General features: G+C 68.9%; 26 protein-coding genes. 13 read left to right on the plus strand and 13 right to left on the minus strand.

Translation table 11 applies throughout. The features are described from left to right. Window positions 1–50: 50 nt before the first annotated feature. Window positions 51–1268 carry a polyhydroxyalkanoate depolymerase gene (locus VPA02S_RS04395; RefSeq protein WP_012746825.1) on the plus strand — a complete coding sequence of 406 codons (1218 nt, stop codon included), beginning with the start codon at window positions 51–53 and terminating at the stop codon, window positions 1266–1268. A 22-nt stretch (window positions 1269–1290) separates the two neighbouring features. Here VPA02S_RS04395 and VPA02S_RS04400 read toward each other — a convergent pair whose 3' ends face one another. Then, window positions 1291–2247 carry a LysR family transcriptional regulator gene (locus VPA02S_RS04400; RefSeq protein WP_012746824.1) on the minus strand — a complete coding sequence of 319 codons (957 nt, stop codon included), beginning with the start codon at window positions 2245–2247 and terminating at the stop codon, window positions 1291–1293. A gap of 84 nt (window positions 2248–2331) precedes the next feature. On the opposite strand from VPA02S_RS04400, the gene add reads away from it, so the two are divergent. Together add and VPA02S_RS04410 are read left to right on the plus strand one after the other, a co-directional pair. After that, window positions 2332–3426 (plus strand): adenosine deaminase, encoded by a 1095-nt coding sequence (gene add / locus VPA02S_RS04405; protein WP_174545051.1) that lies wholly within the window; start codon window positions 2332–2334, stop codon window positions 3424–3426. A gap of 8 nt (window positions 3427–3434) precedes the next feature. Then, window positions 3435–4415, plus strand: coding sequence for a Bug family tripartite tricarboxylate transporter substrate binding protein (locus VPA02S_RS04410; RefSeq protein ID WP_086012196.1), 981 nt, complete (start codon window positions 3435–3437; stop codon window positions 4413–4415). Between the two features lie 29 nt (window positions 4416–4444). Here VPA02S_RS04410 and VPA02S_RS04415 read toward each other — a convergent pair whose 3' ends face one another. Continuing rightward, window positions 4445–4885, minus strand: a complete 441-nt coding sequence (locus VPA02S_RS04415) for a CBS domain-containing protein (RefSeq protein ID WP_012746821.1) — start codon at window positions 4883–4885, stop codon at window positions 4445–4447. 143 nt (window positions 4886–5028) lie between these two features. Between VPA02S_RS04415 and VPA02S_RS04420 the strand changes: the two genes are divergently transcribed. Both VPA02S_RS04420 and VPA02S_RS04425 read left to right on the plus strand, forming a co-directional pair. Next, window positions 5029–6345: an O-acetylhomoserine aminocarboxypropyltransferase gene (locus tag VPA02S_RS04420; protein WP_012746820.1), complete on the plus strand. Its 1317-nt coding sequence runs from the start codon at window positions 5029–5031 to the stop codon at window positions 6343–6345. Between the two features lie 333 nt (window positions 6346–6678). Next, a complete protein-coding gene (locus VPA02S_RS04425; protein WP_062362352.1) occupies window positions 6679–7491 on the plus strand; it encodes an alpha/beta fold hydrolase in 813 nt (270 codons plus the stop codon). Window positions 7492–7501: 10 nt separating this feature from the next. Here VPA02S_RS04425 and VPA02S_RS04430 read toward each other — a convergent pair whose 3' ends face one another. Together VPA02S_RS04430 and VPA02S_RS04435 are read right to left on the minus strand one after the other, a co-directional pair. After that, window positions 7502–8485: a Bug family tripartite tricarboxylate transporter substrate binding protein gene (locus tag VPA02S_RS04430; protein WP_062362355.1), complete on the minus strand. Its 984-nt coding sequence runs from the start codon at window positions 8483–8485 to the stop codon at window positions 7502–7504. 23 nt (window positions 8486–8508) lie between these two features. Continuing rightward, on the minus strand, window positions 8509–9930 hold the full coding sequence (locus tag VPA02S_RS04435; protein ID WP_062362358.1) for a M20 family metallopeptidase: 1422 nt from the start codon (window positions 9928–9930) through the stop codon (window positions 8509–8511). Window positions 9931–10041: 111 nt separating this feature from the next. Between VPA02S_RS04435 and VPA02S_RS04440 the strand changes: the two genes are divergently transcribed. Continuing rightward, complete coding sequence (locus VPA02S_RS04440; protein WP_062364414.1) at window positions 10042–10980, plus strand: LysR family transcriptional regulator; 939 nt, start codon at window positions 10042–10044, stop codon at window positions 10978–10980. A 3-nt stretch (window positions 10981–10983) separates the two neighbouring features. Here the strand turns inward: VPA02S_RS04440 and VPA02S_RS04445 are convergent, their stop codons facing one another. Both VPA02S_RS04445 and VPA02S_RS04450 read right to left on the minus strand, forming a co-directional pair. Then, window positions 10984–11649, minus strand: a complete 666-nt coding sequence (locus tag VPA02S_RS04445) for an NAD-dependent epimerase/dehydratase family protein (RefSeq protein WP_062362361.1) — start codon at window positions 11647–11649, stop codon at window positions 10984–10986. A 13-nt stretch (window positions 11650–11662) separates the two neighbouring features. Then, complete coding sequence (locus VPA02S_RS04450; RefSeq protein ID WP_062362363.1) at window positions 11663–12046, minus strand: thioredoxin family protein; 384 nt, start codon at window positions 12044–12046, stop codon at window positions 11663–11665. 101 nt (window positions 12047–12147) lie between these two features. Here VPA02S_RS04450 and VPA02S_RS04455 point away from each other — a divergent pair, with 101 nt between their 5' ends. Beyond that, on the plus strand, window positions 12148–12486 hold the full coding sequence (locus tag VPA02S_RS04455) for an Mpo1-like protein (RefSeq protein WP_062362366.1): 339 nt from the start codon (window positions 12148–12150) through the stop codon (window positions 12484–12486). A 6-nt stretch (window positions 12487–12492) separates the two neighbouring features. Here VPA02S_RS04455 and VPA02S_RS04460 read toward each other — a convergent pair whose 3' ends face one another. Beyond that, window positions 12493–13704 carry a YihY family inner membrane protein gene (locus VPA02S_RS04460; protein WP_012746812.1) on the minus strand — a complete coding sequence of 404 codons (1212 nt, stop codon included), beginning with the start codon at window positions 13702–13704 and terminating at the stop codon, window positions 12493–12495. Window positions 13705–13804: 100 nt separating this feature from the next. On the opposite strand from VPA02S_RS04460, the gene VPA02S_RS04465 reads away from it, so the two are divergent. Next, window positions 13805–14212 (plus strand): DUF2069 domain-containing protein, encoded by a 408-nt coding sequence (locus VPA02S_RS04465; protein ID WP_062362367.1) that lies wholly within the window; start codon window positions 13805–13807, stop codon window positions 14210–14212. Then, window positions 14209–15642, plus strand: a complete 1434-nt coding sequence (locus tag VPA02S_RS04470; RefSeq protein WP_062362370.1) for an FAD-binding oxidoreductase — start codon at window positions 14209–14211, stop codon at window positions 15640–15642. The genes VPA02S_RS04465 and VPA02S_RS04470 overlap by 4 nt, the downstream gene beginning before the upstream one ends. On the opposite strand, the gene VPA02S_RS04475 is transcribed toward VPA02S_RS04470, so the two are convergent. The 3 genes from VPA02S_RS04475 to nthA are packed head-to-tail and all read right to left on the minus strand — an operon-like array spanning window position 15639 to window position 17301. Continuing rightward, window positions 15639–16013, minus strand: coding sequence for a nitrile hydratase accessory protein (locus VPA02S_RS04475; RefSeq protein ID WP_062362372.1), 375 nt, complete (start codon window positions 16011–16013; stop codon window positions 15639–15641). The genes VPA02S_RS04470 and VPA02S_RS04475 overlap by 4 nt on opposite strands. Continuing rightward, a complete protein-coding gene (nthB, locus tag VPA02S_RS04480) occupies window positions 16010–16675 on the minus strand; it encodes a nitrile hydratase subunit beta (RefSeq protein ID WP_062362374.1) in 666 nt (221 codons plus the stop codon). The genes VPA02S_RS04475 and nthB overlap by 4 nt, the downstream gene beginning before the upstream one ends. Continuing rightward, complete coding sequence (nthA, locus tag VPA02S_RS04485; RefSeq protein WP_062362376.1) at window positions 16672–17301, minus strand: nitrile hydratase subunit alpha; 630 nt, start codon at window positions 17299–17301, stop codon at window positions 16672–16674. The genes nthB and nthA overlap by 4 nt, the downstream gene beginning before the upstream one ends. Window positions 17302–17337: 36 nt before the next feature. Here nthA and VPA02S_RS04490 point away from each other — a divergent pair, with 36 nt between their 5' ends. The 4 genes from VPA02S_RS04490 to VPA02S_RS04505 all read left to right on the plus strand — a co-directional run bounded on the left by VPA02S_RS04490 (window position 17338) and on the right by VPA02S_RS04505 (window position 20233). Then, window positions 17338–18177: a thymidylate synthase gene (locus tag VPA02S_RS04490; RefSeq protein WP_062362379.1), complete on the plus strand. Its 840-nt coding sequence runs from the start codon at window positions 17338–17340 to the stop codon at window positions 18175–18177. Between the two features lie 4 nt (window positions 18178–18181). Continuing rightward, entirely contained in the window at window positions 18182–18715 is a 534-nt protein-coding gene (locus tag VPA02S_RS04495; RefSeq protein ID WP_012746805.1) for a dihydrofolate reductase, read from the plus strand. Further along, window positions 18712–19833, plus strand: coding sequence for a phosphatidate phosphatase App1 family protein (locus tag VPA02S_RS04500; protein WP_062362381.1), 1122 nt, complete (start codon window positions 18712–18714; stop codon window positions 19831–19833). Before VPA02S_RS04495 ends, VPA02S_RS04500 begins: the two co-directional genes overlap by 4 nt. A 160-nt stretch (window positions 19834–19993) precedes the next feature. Further along, window positions 19994–20233, plus strand: coding sequence for a hypothetical protein (locus VPA02S_RS04505; protein WP_012746803.1), 240 nt, complete (start codon window positions 19994–19996; stop codon window positions 20231–20233). Here VPA02S_RS04505 and ligD read toward each other — a convergent pair. From ligD to VPA02S_RS04520, 3 genes are read right to left on the minus strand one after another with little or no spacing between them, the layout of a single operon-like run. Continuing rightward, window positions 20220–22763 carry a DNA ligase D gene (ligD, locus tag VPA02S_RS04510; RefSeq protein ID WP_062362384.1) on the minus strand — a complete coding sequence of 848 codons (2544 nt, stop codon included), beginning with the start codon at window positions 22761–22763 and terminating at the stop codon, window positions 20220–20222. The genes VPA02S_RS04505 and ligD overlap by 14 nt on opposite strands. Next, window positions 22742–23755, minus strand: a complete 1014-nt coding sequence (locus tag VPA02S_RS04515; RefSeq protein WP_012746801.1) for a lysylphosphatidylglycerol synthase domain-containing protein — start codon at window positions 23753–23755, stop codon at window positions 22742–22744. The genes ligD and VPA02S_RS04515 overlap by 22 nt, the downstream gene beginning before the upstream one ends. Then, window positions 23745–25232 carry a hybrid sensor histidine kinase/response regulator gene (locus VPA02S_RS04520; protein WP_244883372.1) on the minus strand — a complete coding sequence of 496 codons (1488 nt, stop codon included), beginning with the start codon at window positions 25230–25232 and terminating at the stop codon, window positions 23745–23747. Before VPA02S_RS04520 ends, VPA02S_RS04515 begins: the two co-directional genes overlap by 11 nt. Window positions 25233–25258 lie beyond the last annotated feature (26 nt).

The following is a 25258-nucleotide window of genomic DNA, read 5'->3' on the forward strand; positions in this document are numbered from 1 at the left end:
GTGCAAGGCTTGTGCCACCGCTTGGCCCGCAACTTGCCTGTACTACTTTCATGTTGTACCGGGCCTACCAGAACCAAGCCGACCTGCTTTCGCCCTCCCGGCTCGCAGCCCAGTACCTCGGCCAGGCCCTCTGGAAGGACGGCACCGACCGCACCATGATGCGGCGCATGGCCGCGCAGTTCGAGGTGTTTTCGCGCATGCGGCTGACCCATTCGCGCCCCGACTACGGCATTGCCAGCGTGCCGGTCGATGGCGTGGAAACCCCGGTGCACGAGGAGAAAACGCTGGTCTCGCCCTTCGGCACGCTGCTGCATTTCCGCAAGGACACGCAGGCCGTGCACCCGCCCGTGCTGCTGGTCGCACCACTGTCGGGCCATTTCGCGACGCTGCTGCGCGAAACCGTGCGCACCCTGCTGCGCGACCACGACGTGTACCTGACCGACTGGCACAACGCGCGCGACGTGCCGCTGTGGCACGGCGGCTTCAGCCTGGACGACTACACGCTGCAGCTCATCCGGTTTCTCGAAGCCGTCGGTCCCGGCGTGCACATGGTCGCGGTCTGCCAGCCCTGCGTGTCCGCGCTGGCGGCCACGGCGCTGATGGCCGAGGACGACAACCCCGCCACGCCGCGCAGCCTCACGCTCATGGCCGGCCCGGTCGATTGCCGCATCAACCCCACGGGGGTGAACGAGCTCGCCAACAGCAAGCCGATCGAGTGGTTCCGCCGAAACCTCATCAGCCACGTGCCGTGGCCGCATGCCGGCATGATGCGGCGCGTGTACCCGGGCTTCCTGCAGCTCTCGGCCTTCCTGAGCATGAACCCCGAGCGCCACAAGAAGCAGTTCCAGGACATGGTCCGCCACCTGGTCGAGGGCGACACCGAGAAGGCCCGCACCATCGGCACCTTCTACGACGAGTACCTGGCGGTGAACGACCTGCCGGCCGAGTTCTACCTGGAGACCGTGGAGCGCGTGTTCCAGACCTACGACCTGCCGCGCGGCGTGCTCACCGTGGGCGAGCGTACGGTGAACCCGGCGGCCATCCGCCGCACCGCGCTGCTCACGGTGGAAGGCGAGCGCGACGACATCTGCTCGGTCGGCCAGACGGTGGCGGCGCAAGACCTCTGCACCGGCATCCGGCCCTACCTCAAGGTGCATCACCTGCAGGCCGGCGTGGGGCACTACGGCGTTTTCAGCGGCAGCAAGTGGAACGCGCAGATCTACCCGCGCGTGCGCGAAACCATCCACGCCGCGGCCGAGCTGCACTGAGCCTTCGGCCGGACGCCCGGCTTCAGCGCCGGCTGCGCCGCTCCTTCGAGGCCACGCGCCGCACCGCCGCTTCGCCCGCCTGCGGCAGCCGCTCGCGCAGGAACGCGATCAGTTCCTGCGCCGCCACGTTGCGCATCGGCCCCGGCAGGTAGGCCAGCACCACGCGGCGCTCGACGCGCGGCTTCAAGAGCGGCAGCACCACCAGTTCGGGGTCGCGCAGCAGCGTGGTGTAGAGCCGCGGCATCAGCCCCAGCGCCTGGCCACTGCGCACCAGCGCATAGAGCGTTTCGGAATAGCTCACGCGGTAGGGCTCGGGGCCTTGCTCGAACTGCGCGCGCGCCGGGTTGCCGAGCGCCGGCATGCTGCCGCTCTCGAACAGCACCAGCCGTTCCTTGCCGATGGCCTCCCAGCTCGCGTCCCCGGCCGCCGCCAGCGCATGGCCGCGGCGCACCACCAGCACCAGCGGATCGCGGAACAGGTCGACGCAGGCCAGCCCGCCCGGCGGCTCGGTGATGGCGGCCACCGCCATGTCGAGCTGGCCGCTGCGCAGTTCGGCCAGCAAGGTGGTCGAAGGCGCATCGCGCCAGGCGATCTCGAGCTCGCGCGCGCCGGCCTGGAGGAACTCGCTGGCCGCGGCCATCACGCGCGCGCTGGCCGACGGGATCACGCCCACGCGCACGAAAGCCCGGCCGCGCTGCACGGTGCTCTCGATGTCGCGCAGCGCCACCTCGAAGGTGTTGACCAGGAAATCGGTGCGCGCCAGCACCTCGGCGCCCACCGGCGTGAGCTCGAGGCGGTGGGTGGAACGGGTCAGCAGCTCGGCGCCGAGCAGTTTTTCCATCTGCTTGATCGCGTTGCTGAGCGCCGGCTGGGTGATGGCCAGCCGGCGCGCCGCGCGGCCGAAGTGCCCTTCTTCCACCAGCACAGAGAAGAACTGAAGCTGGCGCAGCGTGAGCGCCCGGAGCGGCAGGGAGGCCATGGCGTTCCTGTTATCTATTCAATGAATCAAATTATAGAAATTCAAAATTTTGTTTATGAGGCGCCCTTGCCTAGACTGGCCGGCATGACCCGCCCCGCCCCGCCGCCCCTCACGCTGGAATCGATGCTGCATGCGATTCCCAAGGTGGAGCTGCACTGCCACCTGTTCGGCACGGTGCGCCACGAGACCTTCAAGCAGCTCAACCATCGCGCCGGCTCGCCGCTCGCGGCCGAGGAGATCGAAGGCTTCTACACGCGCGGCGAAAAACCGGTGGGCGTGCTGCGCGTGCTGCGCGCGCTCGATGCGCAGCTGGTGCGCAGCCCCGGCGACCTCTACCAGTTGACGCGCGAATACCTCGAGGACGCGGCGGCGCACAACGTGCGCTATGCCGAGTTCTTCTGGAACCCCACCGGCACGGTGCACGCCTCCGGCATCGCCTACCCGATGGCGCAGGGCGCGATCGTCCGCGCGATCCATGACGCGCAGCAGGAGTTCGGCATCACCGGCCGGCTCATTGCCGCGATCGACCGCGAGGCCAGCCCGGAAGCCGCCGTCGAGATGGTGGAATGGGTCAAGGCCCACCGCTGCGACGAGGTGATCGGCATCGGCATCGACTACCGCGAAGTCGACCGGCCGCCCGAACTCTTCGCGCGCGCCTATGCCGAGGCGCGGCGCGCGGGGCTCAAGGCCACCGCGCATGCGGGCGAGTTCGGCATGCCATGGACCAACGTACGCACCGCGCTCGACGTGCTGCAGGTCGACCGCATCGACCACGGCTACACGGTGGTCGACCAGCCCGATTTCGCGCGCCAGTGCGCCGAGCGCGGCGTGATCTTCACCGTGGTGCCCACCAACTCCTACTACCTGCGCACGCTGCCCCCGGAGCGCTGGGCGCTCGACCATCCCATCCGCCGCATGCCCGGCCTGGGCCTGCGCATCCATCCCAACACCGACGACCCGACGCTGCACAAGGTCACGCCCACCGAGGCCTGGCTGATGATGGCGCGCGACTTCGGCTTCGGGCTGGACGAGCTGCGCGGCTTCATGCACAACGGGCTCGAAGGCGCATGGATCGACGATACCCAGCGCCGCGCATGGCGCACGCAATGGAGCCGCGAGTTCGACACGCTGCGCGCCGGCCTTGCGCCGGTGCCGCAGCATCCCGCCCACCCGCAATGAACCACGCCATGAACAACCCCCGCCGCCTTCTTCTTGCCGCCACCCTCTGCTCGATGCTGCCGATGGCGGCACTCGCGCAGGGCGCCTGGCCCACGGCCAAGCCGATCACGCTGATCGTTCCCTACACCGCGGGCGGCAGCGTGGACGTCAACGCGCGCCTCGTCGCCACGCGGCTGGGCGAGCGGCTGAAGCAGTCGGTGGTGATCGAGAACGTGAGCGGCGCGGGCGGCGCCATCGGCGTGGCCAAGGCCGTGAACGCGGCGCCCGACGGCTACACGCTGGTGGTCGGGCCCGACAGCGCCATCGCCATCGGGCGGCTGGTCAACCCCTCGGCCTTCAAGTTCGATCCGCTCAAGGACCTGGCGCCGGTCGGGATGCTCAACACTGCGCCCATGGTGCTGGTGGCGCGGCCCGGCCTGGACGCCAACACCTATGCCGACTTCGTCAAGCTCGCCAAGGCCAAGCCCGGCGCCTACAACTACGCCACCTCGGGCGTGGGCACGGTGCTGCAGCTGGCGATGGAACTGCTCAAGCAGCGCAGCGGCATCTTCGTGACCCATGTGCCCTACCGCGGCGGCGCCCAGATTGCCACCGACGTGATCGGCAACCAGGTCGACCTGGCGATGCTGGTCAGCACCAGCGCCATTCCGCATGTGGGCGGCGGCCGCCTGAAGGCGCTCGGCATCACCGGCAGCCAGCGCCTTGCCGCGCTGCCCAATGTGCCCACCTTCAACGAGATGCCGGGCCTCAAGGGCTACGACATGGTGAGCTGGACCGGCATCTTCGCCCCCGCCCGCACCCCGCCGGCCGTCGTGGCCCGCCTCAACCAGGAATTGAATGCCGTGCTCGCCGAGGAGCAGGTGCGGGCCAAGCTCAACGAACAGGGCGCCCTGCCCGGCAGCGGCACGCCCGAGCAGTTCGGCCAGTTCGTCCAGGCCGAATACGCCCGCAACCAGAAGATCGTGCAGTCGGCCAATATCAAGGAATAAGTCCGCCGCCCGGAGCTGGGCGCGGCCGGCTACTGCTCTTCGGGCCAGTCGCGGATGTAGGCCTTGAGCATCTTGTTCTCGAAGTTCTGGCTGTCCACCACCGCCTTGGCCACGTCGTAGAAGCTGATCACGCCCATCAGCATGCGCTTGTCCATCACGGGCATGTAGCGCGCGTGGCGCTCCAGCATGATGCGGCGGATTTCGTCGAGGTCGGTTTCGAGCGTGCAGGTCACGGGCGCATCGTCCATGGCCTTGCGCACCAGCGTGCCGCCCACCTGGCCGCCGTTGTCGACAATGGCCAGGATCACTTCCCTGAAGGTGAGCATGCCGACCAGGTCGCCGTGTTCCATGACCACCAGGGAGCCAATGTCCTTTTCCGCCATGGTCTTGACGGCTTCGGCCAGCAGGTCGTCAGGCGTGATGGTGAAGAGCGTGTTGCCCTTGACGCGAAGGATGTCGCTGACTTTCATCGTGTGCTCCTCTCGGAAATCGTTCTCGGCGGCGGTGCCGATTTGAATATAGCCCACAATCGGCGCCGACTCCCACGCCCATGTTGCGCGCGCATGATTAGCAGACGTAACGGGGCATTGCGAACGAACCCAGAAAGGCTCCCATGCCCGGCTACTCCGACCCCGGCTTCGACACCCTGGCGCTGCACGCCGGCGCCGCGCCCGACCCCGCCACCGGCGCGCGGGCGGTGCCGATCCACCTCACCACCTCCTTCGTCTTCGAGTCGAGCGACCATGCGGCGGCGCTCTTCAACCTGGAGCGCGCGGGCCACGTCTACTCGCGCATCAGCAATCCGACCAACGCGGTGCTCGAGCAGCGCGTTTCGGCGCTCGAAGGCGGCATCGGCGCCATTGCCACCGCCAGCGGCCAGGCCGCGCTGCACCTGTCGATCGCCACGCTCATGGGCGCGGGCTCCCACATCGTGGCAAGCACCGCGCTCTACGGCGGCTCGCAGAACCTGCTGCACTACACGATGCGGCGCTTCGGCATCGAAACCACCTTCGTGAAGCCCGGCGACCTGGACGGCTGGCGCGCCGCGATCCGGCCCGAAACCAAGCTGCTGTTCGGCGAAACCGTGGGCAACCCGGGCCTGGACGTGCTCGACATTCCCGCGGTGAGCGACATCGCGCACGCGGCCGGCGTGCCGCTGCTGGTCGACTCCACGCTCACCTCGCCCTATCTCATCAAGCCCTTCGACTGGGGGGCCGACCTGGTCTACCACTCGGCCACCAAGTTCCTCTCGGGCCATGGCACGGTGATTGGCGGGGTGGTGGTCGACGGCGGCAGCTTCGACTGGGAAAAATCGGGCAAATTCGCCGAGCTGACCCAGGCCTATGACGGCTTTCACAACATGGTCTTCAGCGAGGAAAGCACGGTGGGCGCGTTCCTGCTGCGCGCCCGGCGCGAAGGGCTGCGCGACTTCGGCGCCTCGATGAGCCCGCACACGGCCTGGCTGATCCTGCAGGGCATCGAGACGCTGCCGCTGCGCATGGAGCGGCACATCGACAACACGCAGAAGGTGGTCGAGTTCCTCGCGAGCCACCCTTTCGTGTCGCGCGTGGGCCATCCGCTGATCGAATCGCACCCGAGCCATGCGCTGGCGCAGAAGCTGTTGCGCCACGGCGCACGCGGCGCCGGCGCGGTGTTCAGCTTCGACATCAAGGGCAGCCGCGCGCAGGGCAAGGCGTTCATCGAGGCGCTGAAGCTCTTCAGCCATCTGGCGAACGTGGGCGACTGCCGCAGCCTGGTGATCCATCCGGCGAGCACCACGCACTTCCGCATGACCGACGAGGCGCTCGCGGGGGCCGGAATTTCCCAAGGGACGATCCGGCTTTCGATCGGGCTCGAGGACCCGGCCGATCTGATCGACGACCTGAAGCGTGCGCTCAAGGCTGCGGAAAAGGCGGGGGTCTCGGCATGAGGGCTTGCTTTTCGTTGTGTCGTGTTGTCCGTCGTTCAGGGCGCGCTCCCGCCGACGGGGTACCTTGCTCCGCGAATGTCCTCCGGCCTGCGGCCTCCTCCTTTATTTCGCTGCGCAAGGCACCCCATCAGCGGGAGCGTTATGCGGAGCGGTCGTTGATCAGCGGTGCACCCAGAGCGTGCCCTGGTGCACAGAGCATCGGGTGCTCCCCGCAGCGAAATCAAGGAGGAGGCCGAAGGCCGGGGGACATTCGCGGAGGGGAGTACCCGGTGATCTGTGCACGCACCCTGAACAACAGCGCCAAGAACAAGACGCCCCCGTGGAGCAACTGACATGAACTACACCGTCAACAGCCACGCCACCTACTGCTACACCGGCGGCAAGGCTTTCGATGCGAACAAGCCGACCGTGGTGTTCATTCACGGCGTACTCAACGACCACAGCGTGTGGATCCTGCAAAGCCGCTGGTTCGCCAACCACGGCTGGAACGTGCTGGCCGTCGACCTGCCCGGCCACTGCAGGAGCGAAGGCCCGCCGCCCGCCAGCGTGGAAGACGCGGCGCAGTTCGTGCTCGCGCTGCTCGACGCGGCCGGCGTGCAGAAGGCTGTGCTCGTGGGCCACAGCTTCGGCTCGCTGATCGCGCTCGAGGCCGCCTCGCGCGCGCCCGAACGGGTGACCCATCTGGCAATGGTGGGCACCGCCTATCCGATGGCCGTGTCGCCCGCGCTGCTCGACGGCGCGCTCAACGATCCGCAGCGCGCCATCGCAATGGTCAACACCTTCTCGCATTCGCTGCTCGCGCCGCCGCCCTCCTCGCTTGGCCCCGGCACCTGGCTCTACGGCAGCTCGCGCGCGCTGATGCGGCGCGTGCTCGCGAGCAACCGCGATGCCAACGTGTTCCACATCGGCTTCAAGGCCTGCAACGACTACGCGAACGGCGAAAAAGCGATCGAAGCGGTGCAGTGCCCCGTGCTGTTCCTGCTCGGCGACGCCGACCAGATGACGCCGCCGCGCGCCACCAAGGCGCTGGTGGGCAAGGCCCGCAACGCCAAGGTGGTGACCGTGCATGCGGGCCACGCACTGATGAGCGAGGCGCCCGACGAAGTGCTGTTCGCGCTGCGCGACTTCATCGCCGCGCCCGCCTGAAGCGCCGCTTCTATTCCGCCGCGATGCCCGCGCGGTGCGCCAGCGCGCGGTAGCGGGAAATCTCGCCCTCCATCTGGCTGCGGAACGCCGCCGCGCCGATGACGACGGGCTCCATGCCCTGCGCGCGCAGCTGCGCCTGCAGGGCCGCGCTGCCCATCGTGGCCGTGACGGCGCGCGCCAGTTTGTCGAGCACCGGTGGCGGCGTGTGCGCCGGCGCGGCAAAGCCGTACCAGGCGTCGAAGGTGGCATCGGGCAGCCCCTGCTCGGCCAGCGTGCGCACCTCCGGCAGCATGCTCGAGCGCGCCGCGCCCACGATGCCCAGGGCGCGCAGCTTGCCCGAGCGCACATGCGGCGCCACGGCCGCCACGGTGTCGATGCCGACCTCGATCTCGCCGCCGATCACCGCCATCGAACCCTGGCTGCTGCCCTTGTACGGAATGTCCTGCAGCTGGATGCCCGCGGCCAGCGCAAGCAGCTCGCCCGCGAGGTGCGGGCCCGAGCCGGCGCCGAAGGTGGCGTAGCGGATGCTCTTCGGCTTGGCCTTGGCGGCGGCGATGAGCTCGGGCAGCGAACGCCATGGCGTGCCCGCCCCCACCACCAGCACCAGCGGCGTGCGCGCAACGATGGCAATGGGCGCGAGGTCGCGCACCGGATCGTAGGGAAGCCTGGCGCGCAGCGCGGGGTTCACGCTGTAGCTGGTGGAGCCCGAGAGCAGCAGCGTGTAGCCGTCGGGCGCGGCCTTGGCGACCGCATCGGTGCCGATGATGGTGGCGGCGCCGGGCTTGTTGTCGATGACCACGGGCTGGCCGAGCCGCTCCGACAGGCCCTGGCCCATCGCGCGCGCGACGATGTCGGTGCCGCCGCCCGGCGGAAAGGGCACGACCAGCTTCACGGGCCTGTCGGGCCATTTTTCCTGCGCGGGCGCATGGAAGGCGACGAGCGCCAAGGTGCAGGCCAGCAGGCCACGAAGCCGATGGAAGAGAGCAGTTTTCATTGGGGTTCGTCCAGAAAGAGAAATCAGGCGGCCGCGGTGTGCGGCGTTTTACCGGCGGCCCACGGCGCGAGCCCCGGCTCGCCCAGGTCCCAGTAGAGGCCGGCCATGATCTGCAGGCCCTCGCGCGCCAGCGGCGCCAGCAGGTGCTCGTTGGGCGCGTGCTGCGCGCAGGCCGGGTAGGAATGCGGCACCCACAGCGTGGGCAGGCCCAGCAGGTCGGCAAAGACATCGTTGGGCAGCGAGCCCGCGAGGTTGGGCAGCAGGTCGACGCGCTGGCCGCTGCTCTTTTCGATGGAGCGCCGGGCCCAGTCGACCCAGGGGTTCTGCACGTCGAGCCGCGTGGCCGCGCCTTCGAGCGTGACCTTCACTTCCACATCGCCGAAACCATGCGCGCCGAGGTGGGCGCGCACGATGCTCGCGAGTTCGCGCCACGGCGTGCCGACCACGAAGCGCAGCTGGCAATGCGCCACCGCCTCGGACGGAATCGCATTGACGGGCCGCTGCGGCGAGCCGGCGCCGAGCGCGAGCACCTCGATGGTGTTCCACGCCACCAGCCGCTCGGCCGGGCGGAGGCCGGGCTCGCCCCAGCCTTCGTCGAGCGCGGGATCGTCGGCGCCACCGCCAATGGCGATATCGGCCAGCGCCTCGCGCACGCCCTGCGGAATTCCAGCCGGCCGCAAGGCCTCGACCAGGATGCGCCCGCGCGCATCCACCAGCGAGGCCACCGCATGGCTCAGCACGGTGGCAGGATTGGCGAGCACGCCGCCCCAGTTGCCCGAGTGGTAGCCCCGCGCCCTGGCGCGCAGCCGCAGGCTGAAGTTGACGGCGCCGCGCGAGCCCAGGAACAGCGTGGGCCGCGCGGCGCTCACGCGCGGCCCGTCGCTCGCGATGAACAGGTCGGCGCGCAGCCGCTCGCGCTGCTGCTCGCACACCGCATGCAGGCCCGGCGACGCGGCCTCTTCGCCGGTCTCGATGAGCCAGGTGATGTTGTAGCCCAGGCGCCCGCCCCGCGCGCGCAGTGCGGCCGCCAGCCCGCCGAGCGCGATGCTGTGCTGGCCCTTGTTGTCGGCCGTGCCGCGCCCGTACCAGCGGTCGCCGCGCACGGTGAGCGCCCAGGGGCCGAGGCCTTCGTCCCACTGCGCGTCCTGCCCGCTCACCACGTCGCCGTGGCCATAGCTCAGCACGGTGGGCAATGCAGGGTCTTCGATGCGGCGCGCGATCAGGAAGGGCCCGCCGCCCGCCACCGGGTTCTCGACGATCTCGCATTCGAAGCCCAGCGCGGCCAACGGCGGCACCAGCTCGTCGCGCAGGTAGGCGCCGAGCGCGGGCGTGGCGGCGCCGGTGTCGCTCTCGGTGCGGAAGGCGACGCGCCGCTGCAGGTCGGCAAAGAAGCCGCCGTCGTCGAAATAGGCGGCGGCCGCGGCAAGGCTCTCGGTACGTTGCATGAGGGGATTTCCTGTTGGCGTGGGATGCAGCAAGTACAAGGCCTGCAGGGCAATGCTTCCAGCACCGAATTCGCAAGCTACTATTGCCTTCAAGGCAACGCTCCAATCGCCATGGCACCACCGCTCCTCAGCATTCCGATGCGCCATTTCCTCGAAGTGGCGCGCAGCGGCTCGGTCAGCCAGGCCGCGGCGCGGCTGTTCGTGGCCTCGTCGGCGGTCAGCCGGCAGATCGCCAAGCTCGAGGACAGCCTGGGCACGCCCCTGTTCGAGCGCCACGCCCGGGGCATGGCTCTCACCGCGGCGGGCGAGCGGCTCGCGGCGCACCTGCGCAATGCGCAGCTCGACATCGAGCAGGTCATCGAGCAGGTGCGCGACCTCGGCGGCCGCAGCGCGCACCGCATCCGCATGGCCTGCACCGAAGGCTTCGCCGCGCATTTCATGCCGCAGGTCATGCGCAGCTTCGAGTCGGCGAATCCGGGCACGCAGCTCGAGCTCCACGTGGGCTCGCCCGATGGCGTGAGCGCGCTGCTCGCGCGCGGCGAGGCCGACATCGCGCTCAAGTACGTGGTGGCGCCGGAGCCCGGCCTGAAGATCGAGCACTCGGCCAATGCGCCGGTGTTCGCGGTGCTGCGCCCCGACCATCCGCTGGCGCGCCAGCGCGTGGTGTCCGTGGCCGACGCCGTGCGCTATCCGCTGGCCGTGGGCGACAAGGGCGTGACCGCGCGGCAGCTGTTCGACCAGGCGTGCAGCCTGCAGGGGCTGCAATACCGCGCGATCTTCGTAAGCAATTTTTCATCGGTGCTGCTGCCGCTGTTGCGCACGCCGGACGTGATGCTGTCGGGGCACCTCACGGTCACGCATCTCATCGATGCAGGCACGGTGGTGGCGCGCCCGTTCGCCGAGGCGCCGCTGCAGCAGCGGCAGCTGCAGGTGCTGGCGCTCGAAGGCCGCACGCTCACGCCGCTGGCGCAGGCGTTCGTACAACACCTGGTGCATGCCATTGCCAGCGCGGGCCGGCGCAAGCTGGGCCGCGCGCGGTCGAGCGCCTGAGCCTCAGCGGCCCAGCGCGTTGATGTCGGCCGGGTCGAGCAGCACCTTCGGCGCGCCGTGCCGTGCCACGGCCAGCATGGCGCGGCCCACCTTCTCGGTGGTCGTCACCCTGTCGGGCCAGAGCCGGTGGGCCAGCCCGAGCACCGGCTTGAGCACCATGATCGCGGCCTGGTAGAGCGGCGTCTTCGAACGCACGCCGTGCAGCGGCTGGATCATGCCGGGGCGGAACATGTAGGCGGCCTTGAACGGCAGCCTGAGCAGGGCGTTTTCGGTCGCGCCCTTCACGCGCGCCCACATGCGGCTGCCGCGCTCGCTGCTGTCGGTGCCCGCACCCGTCACATAGGTGAAGGTCATGCCCGGGTTGAGCCGCGCGAGCACGGTGGCAGCGGCCATCGTGAGGTCGTAGGTGATGCGCTTGTAGTCGGCCTCGTTCATGCCCACCGACGACACGCCGAGGCAGAAGAAGCAGGCGTCAAAGCCCTGCAGCTGCGGCTCGACACCGCTGTAGTCGCTCATGTTCTTGATGACCAGGTCCTGCAGCTTCGGATGCTGCTGCCCGGTGGCCCTGCGGCCGACCGCGACCACGCGCGCCACGTCGGGCGCCAGCAGGCATTCGCGCAGCACGCCCTGCCCCACCATGCCGGTGGCGCCGAAGATCAGGATGTTCATCTTGGGGGCGCGGTCAGACCGCGAAGTCGCCGGGACGCTTCTCGAGCACCGCCAGCAGCAGGTCGACGTCGAGGCTGGAAGGCTGCGGCGCCTGCAACGCACCGAGCATGCGCGAGAGCGTCTCGGCATGCGGCAGCAGCGGGCCCAGGAAGCGGGTGCCGTCGGCACCGGCGATCAGTAGCGTGGGAAAGGTCTCGACGTCGAAGGCGTCGGCAATCTCGGCGTGGTCCTCGATGTCGACCCAGGCAAAGCGGAACTGCGGATGCGCCCGCGCCACCTGCTCGAGCAGCGGCCGGTAGTCGCGGCAGGTGCCGCACCATTCGGCGCAAAGGCACACGACCCACGGCGCATCGCTGGCCGGCTCGGCGGAAACGGGGGCGGCAGGAAGGGCGCTCAAGGTTGATGCGGTGCAGGTGTGAATACGAAGCCGCAGTGGTGCGGCCCAAGGGGCGTGGCTATTATGGACAAAGCGCCTCCGGCGTTCAGGAGACCCGCACGATGAACACCACGACTGCCCCGGAATCTGCTGTCGATCCGCGACGTTTCAAGAGCTTCGCGGAGTTCTACCCCTTCTACCTGAGCGAGCACGCCAACCGCACCTGCCGGCGCCTGCACTTCGCGGGCTCGACGATCTCGCTGCTGTGCCTGGTGGCGCTGGTCGTCACATTCAACCCGCTCTGGCTGCTGGCCGGGCTGGTCGCGGGCTACGGCTTTGCCTGGGTCGGGCACTTCGGCTTCGAGAAGAACAAACCCGCCTCGTTCAAGCGCCCGCTCTACAGCTTCATGGGCGACTGGGCGATGTACCGCGACATCTGGCTCGGCAAGGTCAAGCTCTGAGGGCTATCAAATCAGGAGCACGTCGCCCAGGCGCAGCGAGTGCAGCGGGCCTTTGCGCCAGAGGTCTTCGAGCGGTTCGGCGCGCGGCATCAGCAGTTCCCTCAGCAGCGGCTCGATCGGCGTGGACGGATCGGCCAGCAGCACATAACGCGGATCTTCATTGGCGGTTTCCTCGGCGAGCGGCGCGATCCAGTCCAGCGCCACCAGCGTTTCGAGCACCGGCACCACCTGCAGCGCATCGACCCGCATGCGCGTGACGAGTTCGGTGGCGCCCATGCCCTTGGCCGGCGTGGCGCGCGCCCGCGCCAGGTGCTGCAGCACCTCCATGGCCAGTTGCAGGGGCCACCCGGCCCGCCCGCCCCGGCGCGCAACGCCGGTCAGCAGGCTCGGCAGGTAGGCCGCGATGACCGCGCCCAGCAGCACGATCACCCAGGCCACGTAGATCCACACCAGCAGGATCGGCACGGTGGCGAAGGCGCCGTAGAGCACCGAATAGGTCGGCACCAGGCTCAGGTAGTAGCCCAGCACGCGCTTGGCGATCTCGATGGCGGCCGCCACGAAGAAGCCGCCGGCCCAGGCATGCGACCAGCGCACGTTGGTGTTGGGCACGTAGTGGTAGAGCGAGGCCATGCCGGCCGCGAGCAGCACGAATTCGAAGGTGTCGAAGAACAGCTTGAGGATGCTTCCGCCCACCACGTCGCGCGATGCGGCAAACACGTACGAGGTGGTCGAAAGGCTCACCGCCAGGATCAGCGGCCCGAGCGTGATGGCGGCCCAGTAGATCAGCACGCGCTGCGCAAAGGGCCGGGGCGAGCGCACGCGCCAGATGTTGTTGAGCGTCTTGTCGATGGTGAGGATCAGCGCAATGGCGGTGATCAAGAGCACCACCAGGCCCGCGATGCCGAGGCCCCCGGCCTTGCTCGAGAACTGGTTCAGGTAGCCCAGCACCTGGCGCGCGATGTTGTCGGGAATCAGGCTCTCGATGAGCCAGCGCTGCAGCCGCCCCTGCAGCTTGGCGAACATCGGGAACACGGTGAAGAGCGCCAGCGCCACCGTGAAGAACGGCACCATCGCGATGGTGGTGGTGAAGGTGAGGCTGCTGGCCGTGAGGCCGAGCCGGTCTTCGCGGAAACGCTCGCCCAGCACCGCCGCGGTGTTGCCCCACGGAAAGCGCGAAAGATCCCTCCAGAGCTGACGACGATTCATGGCCGGTATCATAAGAACCCGAATCCTTCCCTCGTCTTCGCGCACTTCGTGTCGCCGTGGCCTGCGCTCGAAAAAGCCGGCCCGGCCAACCCGGTTCCGCGGTGTTCTGCCCATGACAACCATCACGCCGCAAGCCTCTTCTTCCGTCAGCGCCACCCGCTGGCTCGCCGTGGGCAGCCTTGCGGGCCTGATCGTGCTGGGCCTGGCCTGGGAGCTGTGGCTCGCGCCGCTGCGGCCGGGCGGCTCGCTGCTGGCGCTCAAGGTGCTGCCGCTGGTCATTCCGCTCGCGGGGCTCTACAAGAACCGCATGTACACCTACCGCTGGGTCAGCCTGATGATCTGGCTCTATTTCACCGAGGGCGTGGTGCGCGCCTGGAGCGACACCAACGGCGTGGGGCAGGTGCTCGCGCTCATCGAGGTGCTGCTGTGCCTCATGCTCTTTGCGGCCTGCGCCTGGCACGTGCGGCTGCGCCTGCGCAATGCCAAGGCGGCCCGCCAACTGGAGATTTCCACCCCATGACGACTTCTTCTTCCGCTTCCCTCGTCGATCAACTGCGCGCCATCGTGGGTGCGCAGCACGTGCTGAACGAGGGCGACCTCACGGCCTACGAACAGGACTGGCGCAAGCGCGCACGCGGCAAGTCGCTGGCCGTGGTGCGGCCGGCCAATGCACAGCAGGTGGCCGAGGTGGTCAAGGCCTGCGCCGCGGCGGGCACGGCCATCGTGCCGCAGGGCGGCAACACCGGCCTGGCCGTGGGCTCCATTCCCGACGGCAGCGGCACGCAGGTGGTGCTGAGCCTGCAGCGGCTGAACGCCATCCGCACCATCGACGCCGCCAACCTCACGATGACGGTGGAGGCCGGCTGCATCCTGCAGACGCTGCAGGAGGCGGCCGAGAAGCAGGGCTTCCTGTTTCCGCTGAGCCTTGCGGCCGAGGGCAGCTGCACCATCGGCGGCAACCTGGCGACCAATGCCGGCGGCACGCAGGTGGTGCGCTACGGCAACACGCGCGAGCTGTGCCTGGGCCTCGAGGTGGTCACGCCGCAGGGCGATATCTGGGAAGGCACCAGCGGCCTGCGCAAGGACAACACCGGCTACGACCTGCGCGACCTGATGATCGGCAGCGAAGGCACGCTCGGCATCATCACCGCGGCCACCATGAAGCTCTACCCGCTGCCCGCCGCGCAGCTCACGGCTTGGGCCGCGGTGCCCTCGCTCGACCACGCGGTCACGCTGCTGGGCCTTGCGCACAGGCAGCTGGGCTCGGGCCTCACGGGCTTCGAGGTGATGGGCCGGTTTGCATTGAGCCTGGTCGACAAGCACATGCCGCAGCTGCGCGTGCCCTTCATCGGCGATGAGGCCGTGCCGTACTGTGTGCTGCTGGAGAACTCCGACAGCGAATCCGAAGACCATGCGCGCGCGCGCTTCGAGGCGCTGCTCGAAACGGCTTTCGAAGACGGCTGCGTGACCGATGCGGTGGTGGCCGAGAACCTCGCGCAGGCGCACCAGCTCTGGCACATCCGCGAGAGCATTCCGCTCGCGCAGGCCGAAGAAGGCCTGAACATCAAGCACGACATCTCGATTCCCGTATCGCGCATTCCGGCCTTCGTGGCGGAAACCGACGCACTGCTGGCGCGCGAGATTGCCGGCGTGCGGCTGGTGAACTTCGGCCACCTGGGCGACGGCAACCTGCACTACAACGTGCAGGCGCCCGAGAACATCGACACCAAGGCCTTCTTGAAGAACGAGGAAGAGCGCATCAACACGCTGGTGTACGACGCGGTCGAGAAGTTCGGCGGCTCGTTCTCGGCCGAGCATGGCGTGGGCTCGCTCAAGGTCGACAAGCTCGAGAAGCACAAGTCGCCGGTGGCGCTGGAGATGATGCGGGCGATCAAGCGCGGGCTCGATCCGAAGAACATCCTCAACCCGGGCCGCGTGATTCGCGTCTAACCGGGAAAGTCCTCGCCGCGCAGCTCGATCGGCTGCCCGTGCGGCGTGCGGTCGGCCGCATGGTCCCAGGCGTGGCGGTAACGCGCGAGTTCGTCTTCGGAGCTGGCGCCCTTGCGCGCGACCAGGCTTTCGAGCGCGGCGAGCCAGTGGCGGTAGTAGGTGTTGCCGGTGTCGGGGTCGCCCGCGGCCTGCGCGGCCGCGATCTGCGCCGCAAGCACTTCGGCCCACTCGCTCCAGGTGAACAGGCCACGCTCGTGCAACGCCAGCGTCATCGCAAAGGCCTGGGCTTCCCAGGGTGCATTGAACACCGGACCGTCGGCATCGCGCGGCATGCCAGGGGCGAGCGCGAGCGGTGGCACACCGCTGTTCATGCGGCGGGCTCGAGGTAGCTTTCCCAGGCATCGACCGACACCGCGAGGTTCTGACGCGTCGCGCCGTCGCCCCAGAGTTCGGCCTCGTCGAAGACCACGGTGTAGAGCCACTGCGGCTGCTCGCCCTGGCCTTGCGCATGTGCGTCGGCAAACACATGCGCGCCATGCACATGCTCGATCACGCCGCGCTTGCCCTGCACGTAGCCCGGCAGCCGCGTGTGGTGGTCGACCTTGCCGGCGCGCATGCGCACGGTCTGCCCGACGGCGAAGCGCGCAGGGCCTGGCGCGGCGCGCTCGGTCGGCGAACCCTTGGCGAGCACCGCGGGCACGTTCCCGGCTTGCAGCACGCGGGCGACCGGCGCGGCCGGATGGCGCATCTCGCCAGTCGCGATCTCGTCGGGAAAAACCTGCCCGCGCTGCAGCATCAACTGCTCGAGCGCGCCAAGCCATACCTGGTAGTAGCTCAGGTCGCGGTAGTTCGGCAGTGTCTCTCGCACGGCGCGGCTCGCATCGATGTTCCAGGAGCCGGTGGCGCCCATGGCCAGCGTGAGCGCCAGCGCGCGCGGCTCCCACGCGGCATGGAACAGCTCGCCCTCGGGCTCGGGCGTGACCGGGCCGAAACCGGGCTGGCCGCCGAGGTCGGCATGCGTGACATAGCTCATGCGGCGCTCCCAGGCGTTGCGGGCGCTTCCACCCGCCGTGTGCCGATCATCGAGTCGCGCGTGACCAGCGCGGCAAGCTGTTCCTCGCTCATGCCTTCGGTGCCTTCGGGGCGCTGCGGGATCACGAGGTAGCGCACCTCGGCGGTCGAATCCCAGACCCGGATGCGCGTCGATTCGGGCAGCACCGTGCCGAAATCGGCCAGCACGCCGCGCGGGTCCTTCACGGCCCGCGAGCGGTACGGCGCGCTCTTGTACCAGGTGGGCGGCAGGCCGAGCACCGGCCAGGGATAGCAGCTGCACAGGGTGCAGACGACCATGTGGTGCTGCTCGGCGGTGTTCTCCACCGCCACCATGTGCTCGCCCTGGCGGCCGGTGTAGCCCAGCGAAGCGATGGCGGCCGTGGCATCCTTCAGCAGCCAGTCGTGGAACACTGGGTCGACCCAGGCCCTGGCCACCACGCGCGCGCCGTTGCGCGGGCCGATGCGGGTCTGGTAGGTGTCGATCAGCACGTCGAGTGCGGCCGGATCGATGTAGCCCTTCTGGGTGAGCACGCTCTCGAGCGCCCGCACGCGCAGGTCCATTTCGCCGAGTTCGCTGTGTTCGTGGGAGTGGTCATGGCCGGTCATCGGCCAATGCTAGCGCCGCCCCGTAAAATTCCCAACATGACCTCGCCCGCCCGCCCCGTCCGCTCCCAGTACGAAGACTTCATGCGCCATGTGGACACGCACGGCGTCCACAAGAGCGACCGCACCGGCACGGGCACCAAGAGCGTGTTCGGCCACCAGATGCGCTTCGACCTGAACGAAGGCTTTCCGCTGGTGACCACCAAGAAGGTGCACCTGAAGTCCATCATCCAGGAACTGCTGTGGTTCCTGACCGGCTCCAGCAACAACAACTGGCTCAAGGAGCGCGGCGTCACCATCTGGGACGAGTGGGCGCGCGAGGATGGCGACCTGGGCCCGGTGTACGGCGTGCAGTGGCGCAGCTGGCCGACGCCGGACGGCGGCCACATCGACCAGATCTCCGAAGTCATCAAGACCCTGAAGACCAACCCCGATTCGCGCCGCATCATCGTGAGCGCATGGAACGTGGCCGAGCTCTCGAAGATGGCGCTCATGCCCTGCCATGCCTTCTTCCAGTTCTACGTGGCGCCGCCGCAGGCACCGGGCGAGCGCGGCAAGCTGAGCTGCCAGCTCTACCAGCGCAGCGCCGACATCTTCCTGGGCGTGCCCTTCAACATCGCAAGCTACGCGCTGCTCACGCACATGGTGGCGCAGCAGTGCGATCTCGACGTAGGCGACTTCATCTGGACCGGCGGCGACTGCCACATCTACAGCAACCATGCCGAGCAGGTGGCGCTGCAGCTGAGCCGCACGCCCTACCCCTATCCCACGCTGCACATCAAGCGCAAGCCGGCCTCGATCTTCGACTACCAGTACGAAGACTTCGAGGTGCTCGACTACCGGCACCACGATCCCATCAAGGCACCGGTGGCGGTGTAGGCCCATGTCCGAGCTCGCCACGACACCGCGCATCCACCTGATCTTCGCGCGCGCCGCCAACGGCGTGATCGGCGCCAAGGGCACCATTCCCTGGCACCTGCCCGAAGACATGGTGCACTTCAAGCAGCAGACGGCCGGCGCCCCGGTCGTCATGGGCCGCAAGACCTGGGATTCGCTGCCGCCGCGCTTCCGGCCGCTGCCGGGCCGCCGCAACATCGTCGTGACGCGGCAGGACGACTGGAAGGCCGAAGGCGCGTGGCGCGTGGGCAGCCTGCAGGAAGCGCTTGCGCTGTGCGAGGAATCGCAGGTGCCCGACGTGTGGATCATCGGCGGCGCGCAGATCTACGCCGAGGCCGAGCCGCTCGCGCAGCAGGTGGTCGTGACCGAGCTCGCGCACGACTACGAAGGCGATGCGCATGCGCCGGAGCTCTCCCCCTCCGCCTGGCGCGAAACCAAGCGCGAAGCGCATGTCTCGGCGAAGGAGGGCCTCAACTACAGCTTCGTGACCTACGAACGCATCGCGCCATCGAAGGCATGAACGCAGAGGAGCCGCGCGCCGTCGCCCCGCCGCTGCGGCGCCGCTCCCTCATGGTCGGCGCCGCATTGCTTTGCGGCCTGGCGCCCATGCAGGCGCTGCGCGCGGCCGAGCGGCTCGATCCCGACCAGGAAGCGCTCTTCATCCCCGGCACCGCGCGCCCCACCGCCGATGGCCGGCTCGAAGTCGACATCCATGCCTGGGTCTACGAACCCGAGCGCCGCTGGGGCCTGAATGCCGCGTTCGCGCGCTACCTGGGCCTGAACCTCAAGAAGCTCTCGCCGGCGGCGCGGCTGCGCTTCAACCAGCGCACCGCGCTGTTCCACGCCGAGTCGGAAGAAGGCAAGGTGTTCGAACTCGACTTCGACGGCAGCGCCGCGCGCGTGGCCACGCCGCCTTCGGGCGCGGACGGCCGCATGAACATGCGCATCGTCATCGACGTGCCCCGCCTCTCGCCTTCGAGCGAGTGGCTGAAGTTCCATGCCGTGACCGGGCCCGGCGAGCTGCTGCACCGCTTCAGGGGCGAGGCGCTGATCGTTCCCGCGCAGGGGCTGTCGGTCATTTCGGACATCGACGACACCATCAAGCGCACCCAGGTGCGCGACCGGCGCGAGATGCTGCTGAACACCTTTGCGCGGCGCTTCGAGGCGGCCCCCGGCATGGCGGCGTACTACCGCGCGCTGGCCAAGGCGCCGGACACGCGCTTCCACTATCTTTCGGCCAGCCCGATACAGCTGTACCGCGCGCTCGCCGATTTCCTTCGCGATGCAGACTTTCCCTTGGGCAGCATGCACCTGCGCGAAAGCACGACCTGGCGCACGCTCATCCCCGGCGAGCAGGATTCGCGCACGCACAAGCTCGGCGTGATCGAGCGCCTGCTGGCCGACTTTCCGCAGCGCCGGTTCATGCTGGTGGGCGATTCGGGCGAGAGCGATCCCGAGATCTACGGACAGGTCGCGCGCGCCCACCCCGGCCGCATCGACAGCATCGCGATACGCGACGTGACCGGCGAGGACGGCCGCGCCAAGCGCTATGCGGCCGCCTTCGAAGGCGTGGCGCCCGGCCTCTGGCAGATTCTTTCCCCCGAACGGCCCCCGGCACCGATCCAGCTGGCAAGGTGAGCGCCCGCCGCCGGAACACCATCGGCACCTTGGTTTCCAGCACAGCCAACAAAAGAACACTTAGGTACACACTGGAAAGTCATGTGCCTCGCAGGGACTAGGCAGAACTGTGATTTTTTCCGCAGAATGTCACTCCACCATCCAGACAAGGAGACGGCTCATGTCCATGGAGTTTCTTCGGGTCATCGCCGAGCAGAAATTGCCATACGTCGTCCACACGCCAGCCGACATCGACAGGCTGCGCGTGCTGCGTGCGGCCGAGCTGGTGACCGCTTTCATTCCGCCGTCCAGCCACGCGCCGGACGACCGGGCGATACGCCATCTCGCCCAGGTGGAATCGATCACCGCCAAGGGCAAGCTGGCGCTGAACAAGGCCACCTCGGCCTTCATCGAACTCTGAAGCCCAGCAGCTTCATTGCGGCTCCCGGACTCTTTGCAGCCTTTGCATACGCAGCCCACGGATCGTTGCCGCGGTCGAGCCGTGCATGGATGTTCCGCAGGGTCCACTGCGCACCGCTCGTGAGCGTGGGAACCTCCTGCCATTCCACCGGCACCGACACCCCCATGCCGGGGCGCGCCCGCACCGACCAGGCGCAGATGGTGGTCGCGCCGAAGCCGTTGCGCAGGTAGTCGATGAAGATGCGGCCGACGCGGTTGTCCGGCCCGCTCTTGGCGACGAACATCTGCGGCAGGGTGCGCGCCATGTGCCGCACGATGGCCTGCGAGAAATCCTTGATGGTGTCCCAGTCGTACTGCCGCTTGAGCGGCACCACCACGTGCAGCCCCTTGCCGCCGCTGGTCTTGCAGAACGGCGCCAGGCCCAGTTCGTCGAGCACCACGCGCATCAGCTCGGCGGCCTGCAGCACCATGGGCCAGCCGACGCCCTCACCCGGGTCGAGGTCGAAGGTCATGCGGTCGGGCTTGCCGATGAGCGTCTTCAGGCCGTTCCAGGTATGGAACTCGACGACGTTCATCTGCGCCGCACTCAGCAGCCCGAGCGGCCCCGCGATCTCGATCAGCTCGGGGTGCTTGGGCCACAGCGCCGCATCGAGCTGCCGCACGCCGGCCATCTGCCCCAGCTCCAGGTGCTTCTGGAAGAACAGCTGGCCGCCGATGCCCTGCGGCGCGCGCACGAACGACACGGGCCGGCCCTTCAGGTGCGGCATCATCAGCGGCGCGACCAGGCCGTAGAAGCGCACCACCTCCACCTTGGTGATGCCGGTCGACGGATCGACCACGCGGTCGGCATGCGAGACCTTGAAGTTGGCGGGCATGGTGGCGGCGGGTTCGGGCTCAGCCTCCGCTTCGCGGCCGGCGCCCGCCGGGTGCACCGGCTTCTCGCGGACGATGGCCTTCGCGGGCTTGTCCGAGCGCACGCTGTGGAACACCGGATGCCGCACATGGCCGTCCTTCGTCCATTCGGAAAACGTGACCTCGGCCAGCAGCACCGGCTTGACCCAGTGCGCGCGTCGGTCGTTCTCGGTCGGGTTCTTGAACGGCCGCTTGTCGATGCCGAGCGGCTTCAATCTTTCGAGCATGTCGGCGAGCGTCCGGCCGTTGAAGCCCGCGCCCACCGCGCCGGCGTAGATGAGGTCGCCCTTGTCGTCGTGCACGCCGATCAGCAGTGCGCCAATGCCCACGCGCGAGCCCTTCGGATCGGTATAGCCGCCGATGACGAACTCCTGCCGCTGCGAGCACTTGAGCTTGATCCAGTCGGGCGAGCGGCGCGAGGCGTACGTGCTGTTCTTGCGCTTTCCGATCACGCCTTCGAGCCCGATCTTGCAGGCCGAAGCCACGATGTCCTCGGGCGGCGCATCGAAGATCTCGCTGAAGCGGATTTCGGGCGGCGCCTTGGCCAGCAGCGCCTGCAGCAGGCCGCGCCGCTCGACCAGCGGCACGCCGGTGAGATCGAAGCCGCCGTAGTACGGCAGGTCGAACAGGAAGTAGACGATGTTGCGCGTGTTCTCGCTGTCGAAGGCGTTCTGCAGGGCCTGGAAGTCCGTGCCGCCGGACTCGTTGAGCACCACGATCTCGCCATCGAGCCAGCCGGGCGCGAGCTTCATGCGCTCGATCGCGCGCACCAGGTGCGGCATGCGGCTGCTCCAGTCATGGCCGTTGCGCGTGACGAGCTGCACGCCGCCCTTCGCATCGATGCGCGCGAGCAGGCGGTAGCCGTCGAACTTGATCTCGTACAGCCAGTTCTGGGGATCGTGCGGCGGGCCGTCGACCAGCGTGGCGAGCAGCGGCGAGAGCTTGGCCGGCATGGCGGCCTTCACCGCATCGGCGGGCATGCCGCTGGCCGATGCCTTGCCGCCGCGCTTTCTGGCCGGTGCGGCCGGCGCCTCGGCGGGCGCCGAGACCGCAGCAGCAGGCATCGGCATCTGCGCCACGCTGTCCGGGAACTGGTCGACCACGCTGAACTCCGCGGCCGGGCGGGCGTACTCGTCGTGCTCCTTGATCAAGAGCCACGCGTCCTGCTTTTCATCGGCCTTGCCGTGCATGCGCACCAGCGTCCACTTGCCCCGCAGCTTATAGCCGTGCAGCTCGAACTTGAGGCGCCCCGCCCTGTAGCCCTTGCGCGGATCGCCGATGGGCGTCCAGCTGCCCTTGTCCCAGATGATCACCTTGCCCGCGCCGTACTGCCGTGGCGGTATCTCGCCCTCGAACTGGTTGTAGGCGATGGGATGGTCCTCCACATGCACGGCCATGCGCTTGTCGTGCGTGTCGTAGCTCGGGCCCTTGGGCACGGCCCAGCTCTTCATGGCGCCATCGAGCTCGATGCGGAAGTCGTAGTGCAGCCGGGTCGCCCAGTGCTTCTGCACCACGAACTGCAGCACGCCGGGCGCCGATGCGCCGCCCTCCGCGGGCTCGGGGGTGGCGCCGAAGTTGCGCTTTTCCTTGTAGCGCTTCAGGGGGTTTGCGCGCGCCATGGTGTGTCGGCCTCCGTGTCCAGCGGGTGGCTTGCCGCGTAGCGTTCGAGCAGCAGGTAGAGCACCAGGCCGCCAGCCAGCGGCAGCAGGTAGTAGAGCGCGCGGTAGGCCAGCACGGCCCCCATCAGCGCGCCCTGGCGCACGGTGCCCGAGAGCAGCGCCAGGTACACGGCCTCGAGCACGCCGAGCCCGGCCGGGATCGGCGTGATCACGCCGACGATGGACGCGGCCAGCAGCACGCTCAGCGTGGTGGCGTAGGGCACCTGCCGGCCCAGCAGCAGGTACATCGCGCAGCCCATCAATGCCCAGTTGGCGGTGGAGAGCGTGAGCTGGACGACCGCAAGCCGTGCCGAAGGGAGCCTCACCCGCCGCCCCCTCAGCTGCCACTGGCGCCCGCGCAAAAAGGCGCAGGCCGCCACGTACGCCGCCGCAAGAAGGATCATCAGCACGCCCAGCGCGCGCAACGCGTCGGCCCCGATGCTGGCCTGGCGCGGCGGCGTGATGATGCCCGCGGCGAACAGGCCACCCGCCAGCAGCCCGTAGCCGAGCCAGTTGGTGGCCAGGCTCACGCCGACGATCTGCGCCACCACGGCTTCATCGAGGCCGGCGCGCGCATAGAGCCGGGCGCGCATCCCGATGCCGCCGACCAGCGAGCCCAGGTTGAGGTTGAAGGCATAGCTCGTCACCGCGATGGCCCAGGTGCGCCAGCGCGGCACGCGGTGGCGCGTGTGCCGCCGGCCGATGAGGTCGAAGCATCCGTAGAGCGCATGGCTGGCGGTCGTGATGGCCCACACGCCCAGCAGCAGCATCGCCGGATAGCGCTGCAGCGCCTCCCATGCGCCGGCCCAGTCGACCTTGTGCGCATGCGACAGCAGCAGGCCCAGCACCACGAGCCCCAGCAGCGGCAGCAGCCATCGGCGGCTGCGGCGCCACAGCGACAGCCGGCCGGCCGGATGGTCCGCCGCCGAAAGCGTGGTCGCGTCATGGTTCATGGTGCGGCCCCAGGGTCGAGATCAGCGCCGCCAGGTCCAGCGGCTTGAGCAAGTGGTGGTCGAACCCCGCCAGCGCGATGCGCTCCTTGTCGCCGTGCTGGCCCCAGCCGGTCAGCGCGACCAGGATCAATCCGGCCAGCGCGGGGTTGGCGCGCAGCCGGATTGCGAGCTCGCAGCCGTCCATGCCCGGCATGCCGATGTCCAGGATCGCGAGCCCGGGTGCCGGCCCCTCGGCCACCATGCGCAGCGCGGCATCGCCGCTGTAGGCCACGCGCGTGGTGGCGCCCATCGAGCGCAACAGCTCGCCCAGCGCATCGGCCGCGTCCCGGTTGTCGTCGACGATCAGCACCGTGCCCGGCAACCAGGCCGGCCAGCCGCGAACAGCCGGTGCCGGCGACGCGGGCACGCCGCTCTCGACCCGGGCGAGCGGCAGGCGCACGCAGAACATCGCGCCCCGGCCCAGGCCCGCGCTGCTTGCCTCGACGCTGCCGCCGTGGAGCTCGACCAGGCTCTTCACCAGCGTGAGGCCGATGCCCAGGCCGCCCTGCGCCGCCTTGGAGGTGCCGCTCACCTGTACGAACATCTCGAAGATCGACTTCAGCATGTCCGGCGCAATGCCGGTGCCGTTGTCCCAGACCTCCACCACGGCCTCGCGCCCTTCCCGGCGCAGCTCGATGCGGATCTTTCCGCCGGGCGCGGTGTACTTCGCGGCGTTGTTGAGCAGGTTCGAGAACACCTGCGTGAGGCGAACGCCGTCGCCGCGCACCACCACCGGCTCGCTGCACAGCTGCTTGCCCAACGTGTGCCTGGCGCCTTCGAGCAGCGGCCGGCTCAGCTCGATGGCGTCCTCGATCACTGCTTCGAGCGCCACCGCTTCCATGCGCAGCTCGATCTTGCCGCGCGTGATGCGCGAGACCTCCATCAGGTCGTTCACGAGCCGCACCATGTGGTCGATCTGCCGCCCCATGAGCTCGTAGTAGCGCCGCGCTTCCGCGGGCTCGTGCGGCTTGCGCATCAGGAGCGTGAGCGCGGTGCTCATCGGCGCGAGCGGGTTGCGCAGCTCGTGCGCCAGCGTTGCAAGGAACTCGGTCTTGCGCTGGTCGGATTCGCGCAGGCCGTCGAGCAGCTCGCGCAGCTGGTACTGCCGGTTGCGCGCCCTGAGCGCCGTGCGGACCGTGCTGATCAGCGAGGCCACGCGCATCGGCCGCTCGATCACGGTGACGTTCGCGAGCCGGTCCATGGCCTTGGCGATGACGGGCGAATCGGCGCCCTGGCGCGCCAGAACGAGCACCGGCAGATCGGACCACGGCGGCTGCGAGCCCAGCACTTCGGCCAGCGCGGCCGCGGCCGGATCGGCCAGCACTTCTTCCGCCACCATGATGGTGCCGGCGCCTTCCTTGATGCCCTGCACGAGCTCGCACAGGCTGTCGCAGGTATGGGCCGCAATCTGTGCGCGGGCCAGTACGGCGCTTGCCATGAGGGCGTCCCTGGAGGTGGCGGTCC

Source organism: Variovorax paradoxus NBRC 15149, assembly GCF_001591365.1.
Lineage (GTDB): Bacteria > Pseudomonadota > Gammaproteobacteria > Burkholderiales > Burkholderiaceae_C > Variovorax > Variovorax paradoxus.

Bases quoted from the DNA above. Each gene is read 5' to 3' on its own strand.
- VPA02S_RS04520 (WP_244883372.1), bottom strand. From the start codon at position 25,232: ATGGCAAGCGCCGTACTGGCCCGCGCACAGATTGCGGCCCATACCTGC.
- VPA02S_RS04470 (WP_062362370.1), top strand. From the start codon at position 14,209: ATGACGACTTCTTCTTCCGCTTCCCTCGTCGATCAACTGCGCGCCATC.
- ligD (WP_062362384.1), bottom strand. From the start codon at position 22,763: ATGGCGCGCGCAAACCCCCTGAAGCGCTACAAGGAAAAGCGCAACTTC.
- VPA02S_RS04475 (WP_062362372.1), bottom strand. From the start codon at position 16,013: ATGAACAGCGGTGTGCCACCGCTCGCGCTCGCCCCTGGCATGCCGCGC.
- VPA02S_RS04420 (WP_012746820.1), top strand. From the start codon at position 5,029: ATGCCCGGCTACTCCGACCCCGGCTTCGACACCCTGGCGCTGCACGCC.
- VPA02S_RS04400 (WP_012746824.1), bottom strand. From the start codon at position 2,247: ATGGCCTCCCTGCCGCTCCGGGCGCTCACGCTGCGCCAGCTTCAGTTC.
- VPA02S_RS04465 (WP_062362367.1), top strand. From the start codon at position 13,805: ATGACAACCATCACGCCGCAAGCCTCTTCTTCCGTCAGCGCCACCCGC.
- nthA (WP_062362376.1), bottom strand. From the start codon at position 17,301: ATGACCGGCCATGACCACTCCCACGAACACAGCGAACTCGGCGAAATG.
- VPA02S_RS04505 (WP_012746803.1), top strand. From the start codon at position 19,994: ATGTCCATGGAGTTTCTTCGGGTCATCGCCGAGCAGAAATTGCCATAC.
- VPA02S_RS04445 (WP_062362361.1), bottom strand. From the start codon at position 11,649: ATGAACATCCTGATCTTCGGCGCCACCGGCATGGTGGGGCAGGGCGTG.
- VPA02S_RS04410 (WP_086012196.1), top strand. From the start codon at position 3,435: ATGAACAACCCCCGCCGCCTTCTTCTTGCCGCCACCCTCTGCTCGATG.
- VPA02S_RS04425 (WP_062362352.1), top strand. From the start codon at position 6,679: ATGAACTACACCGTCAACAGCCACGCCACCTACTGCTACACCGGCGGC.
- VPA02S_RS04500 (WP_062362381.1), top strand. From the start codon at position 18,712: ATGAACGCAGAGGAGCCGCGCGCCGTCGCCCCGCCGCTGCGGCGCCGC.
- VPA02S_RS04440 (WP_062364414.1), top strand. From the start codon at position 10,042: ATGGCACCACCGCTCCTCAGCATTCCGATGCGCCATTTCCTCGAAGTG.
- VPA02S_RS04395 (WP_012746825.1), top strand. From the start codon at position 51: ATGTTGTACCGGGCCTACCAGAACCAAGCCGACCTGCTTTCGCCCTCC.
- VPA02S_RS04515 (WP_012746801.1), bottom strand. From the start codon at position 23,755: ATGAACCATGACGCGACCACGCTTTCGGCGGCGGACCATCCGGCCGGC.
- VPA02S_RS04455 (WP_062362366.1), top strand. From the start codon at position 12,148: ATGAACACCACGACTGCCCCGGAATCTGCTGTCGATCCGCGACGTTTC.
- VPA02S_RS04490 (WP_062362379.1), top strand. From the start codon at position 17,338: ATGACCTCGCCCGCCCGCCCCGTCCGCTCCCAGTACGAAGACTTCATG.
- VPA02S_RS04495 (WP_012746805.1), top strand. From the start codon at position 18,182: ATGTCCGAGCTCGCCACGACACCGCGCATCCACCTGATCTTCGCGCGC.
- add (WP_174545051.1), top strand. From the start codon at position 2,332: ATGACCCGCCCCGCCCCGCCGCCCCTCACGCTGGAATCGATGCTGCAT.
- nthB (WP_062362374.1), bottom strand. From the start codon at position 16,675: ATGAGCTATGTCACGCATGCCGACCTCGGCGGCCAGCCCGGTTTCGGC.
- VPA02S_RS04415 (WP_012746821.1), bottom strand. From the start codon at position 4,885: ATGAAAGTCAGCGACATCCTTCGCGTCAAGGGCAACACGCTCTTCACC.
- VPA02S_RS04460 (WP_012746812.1), bottom strand. From the start codon at position 13,704: ATGATACCGGCCATGAATCGTCGTCAGCTCTGGAGGGATCTTTCGCGC.
- VPA02S_RS04430 (WP_062362355.1), bottom strand. From the start codon at position 8,485: ATGAAAACTGCTCTCTTCCATCGGCTTCGTGGCCTGCTGGCCTGCACC.
- VPA02S_RS04435 (WP_062362358.1), bottom strand. From the start codon at position 9,930: ATGCAACGTACCGAGAGCCTTGCCGCGGCCGCCGCCTATTTCGACGAC.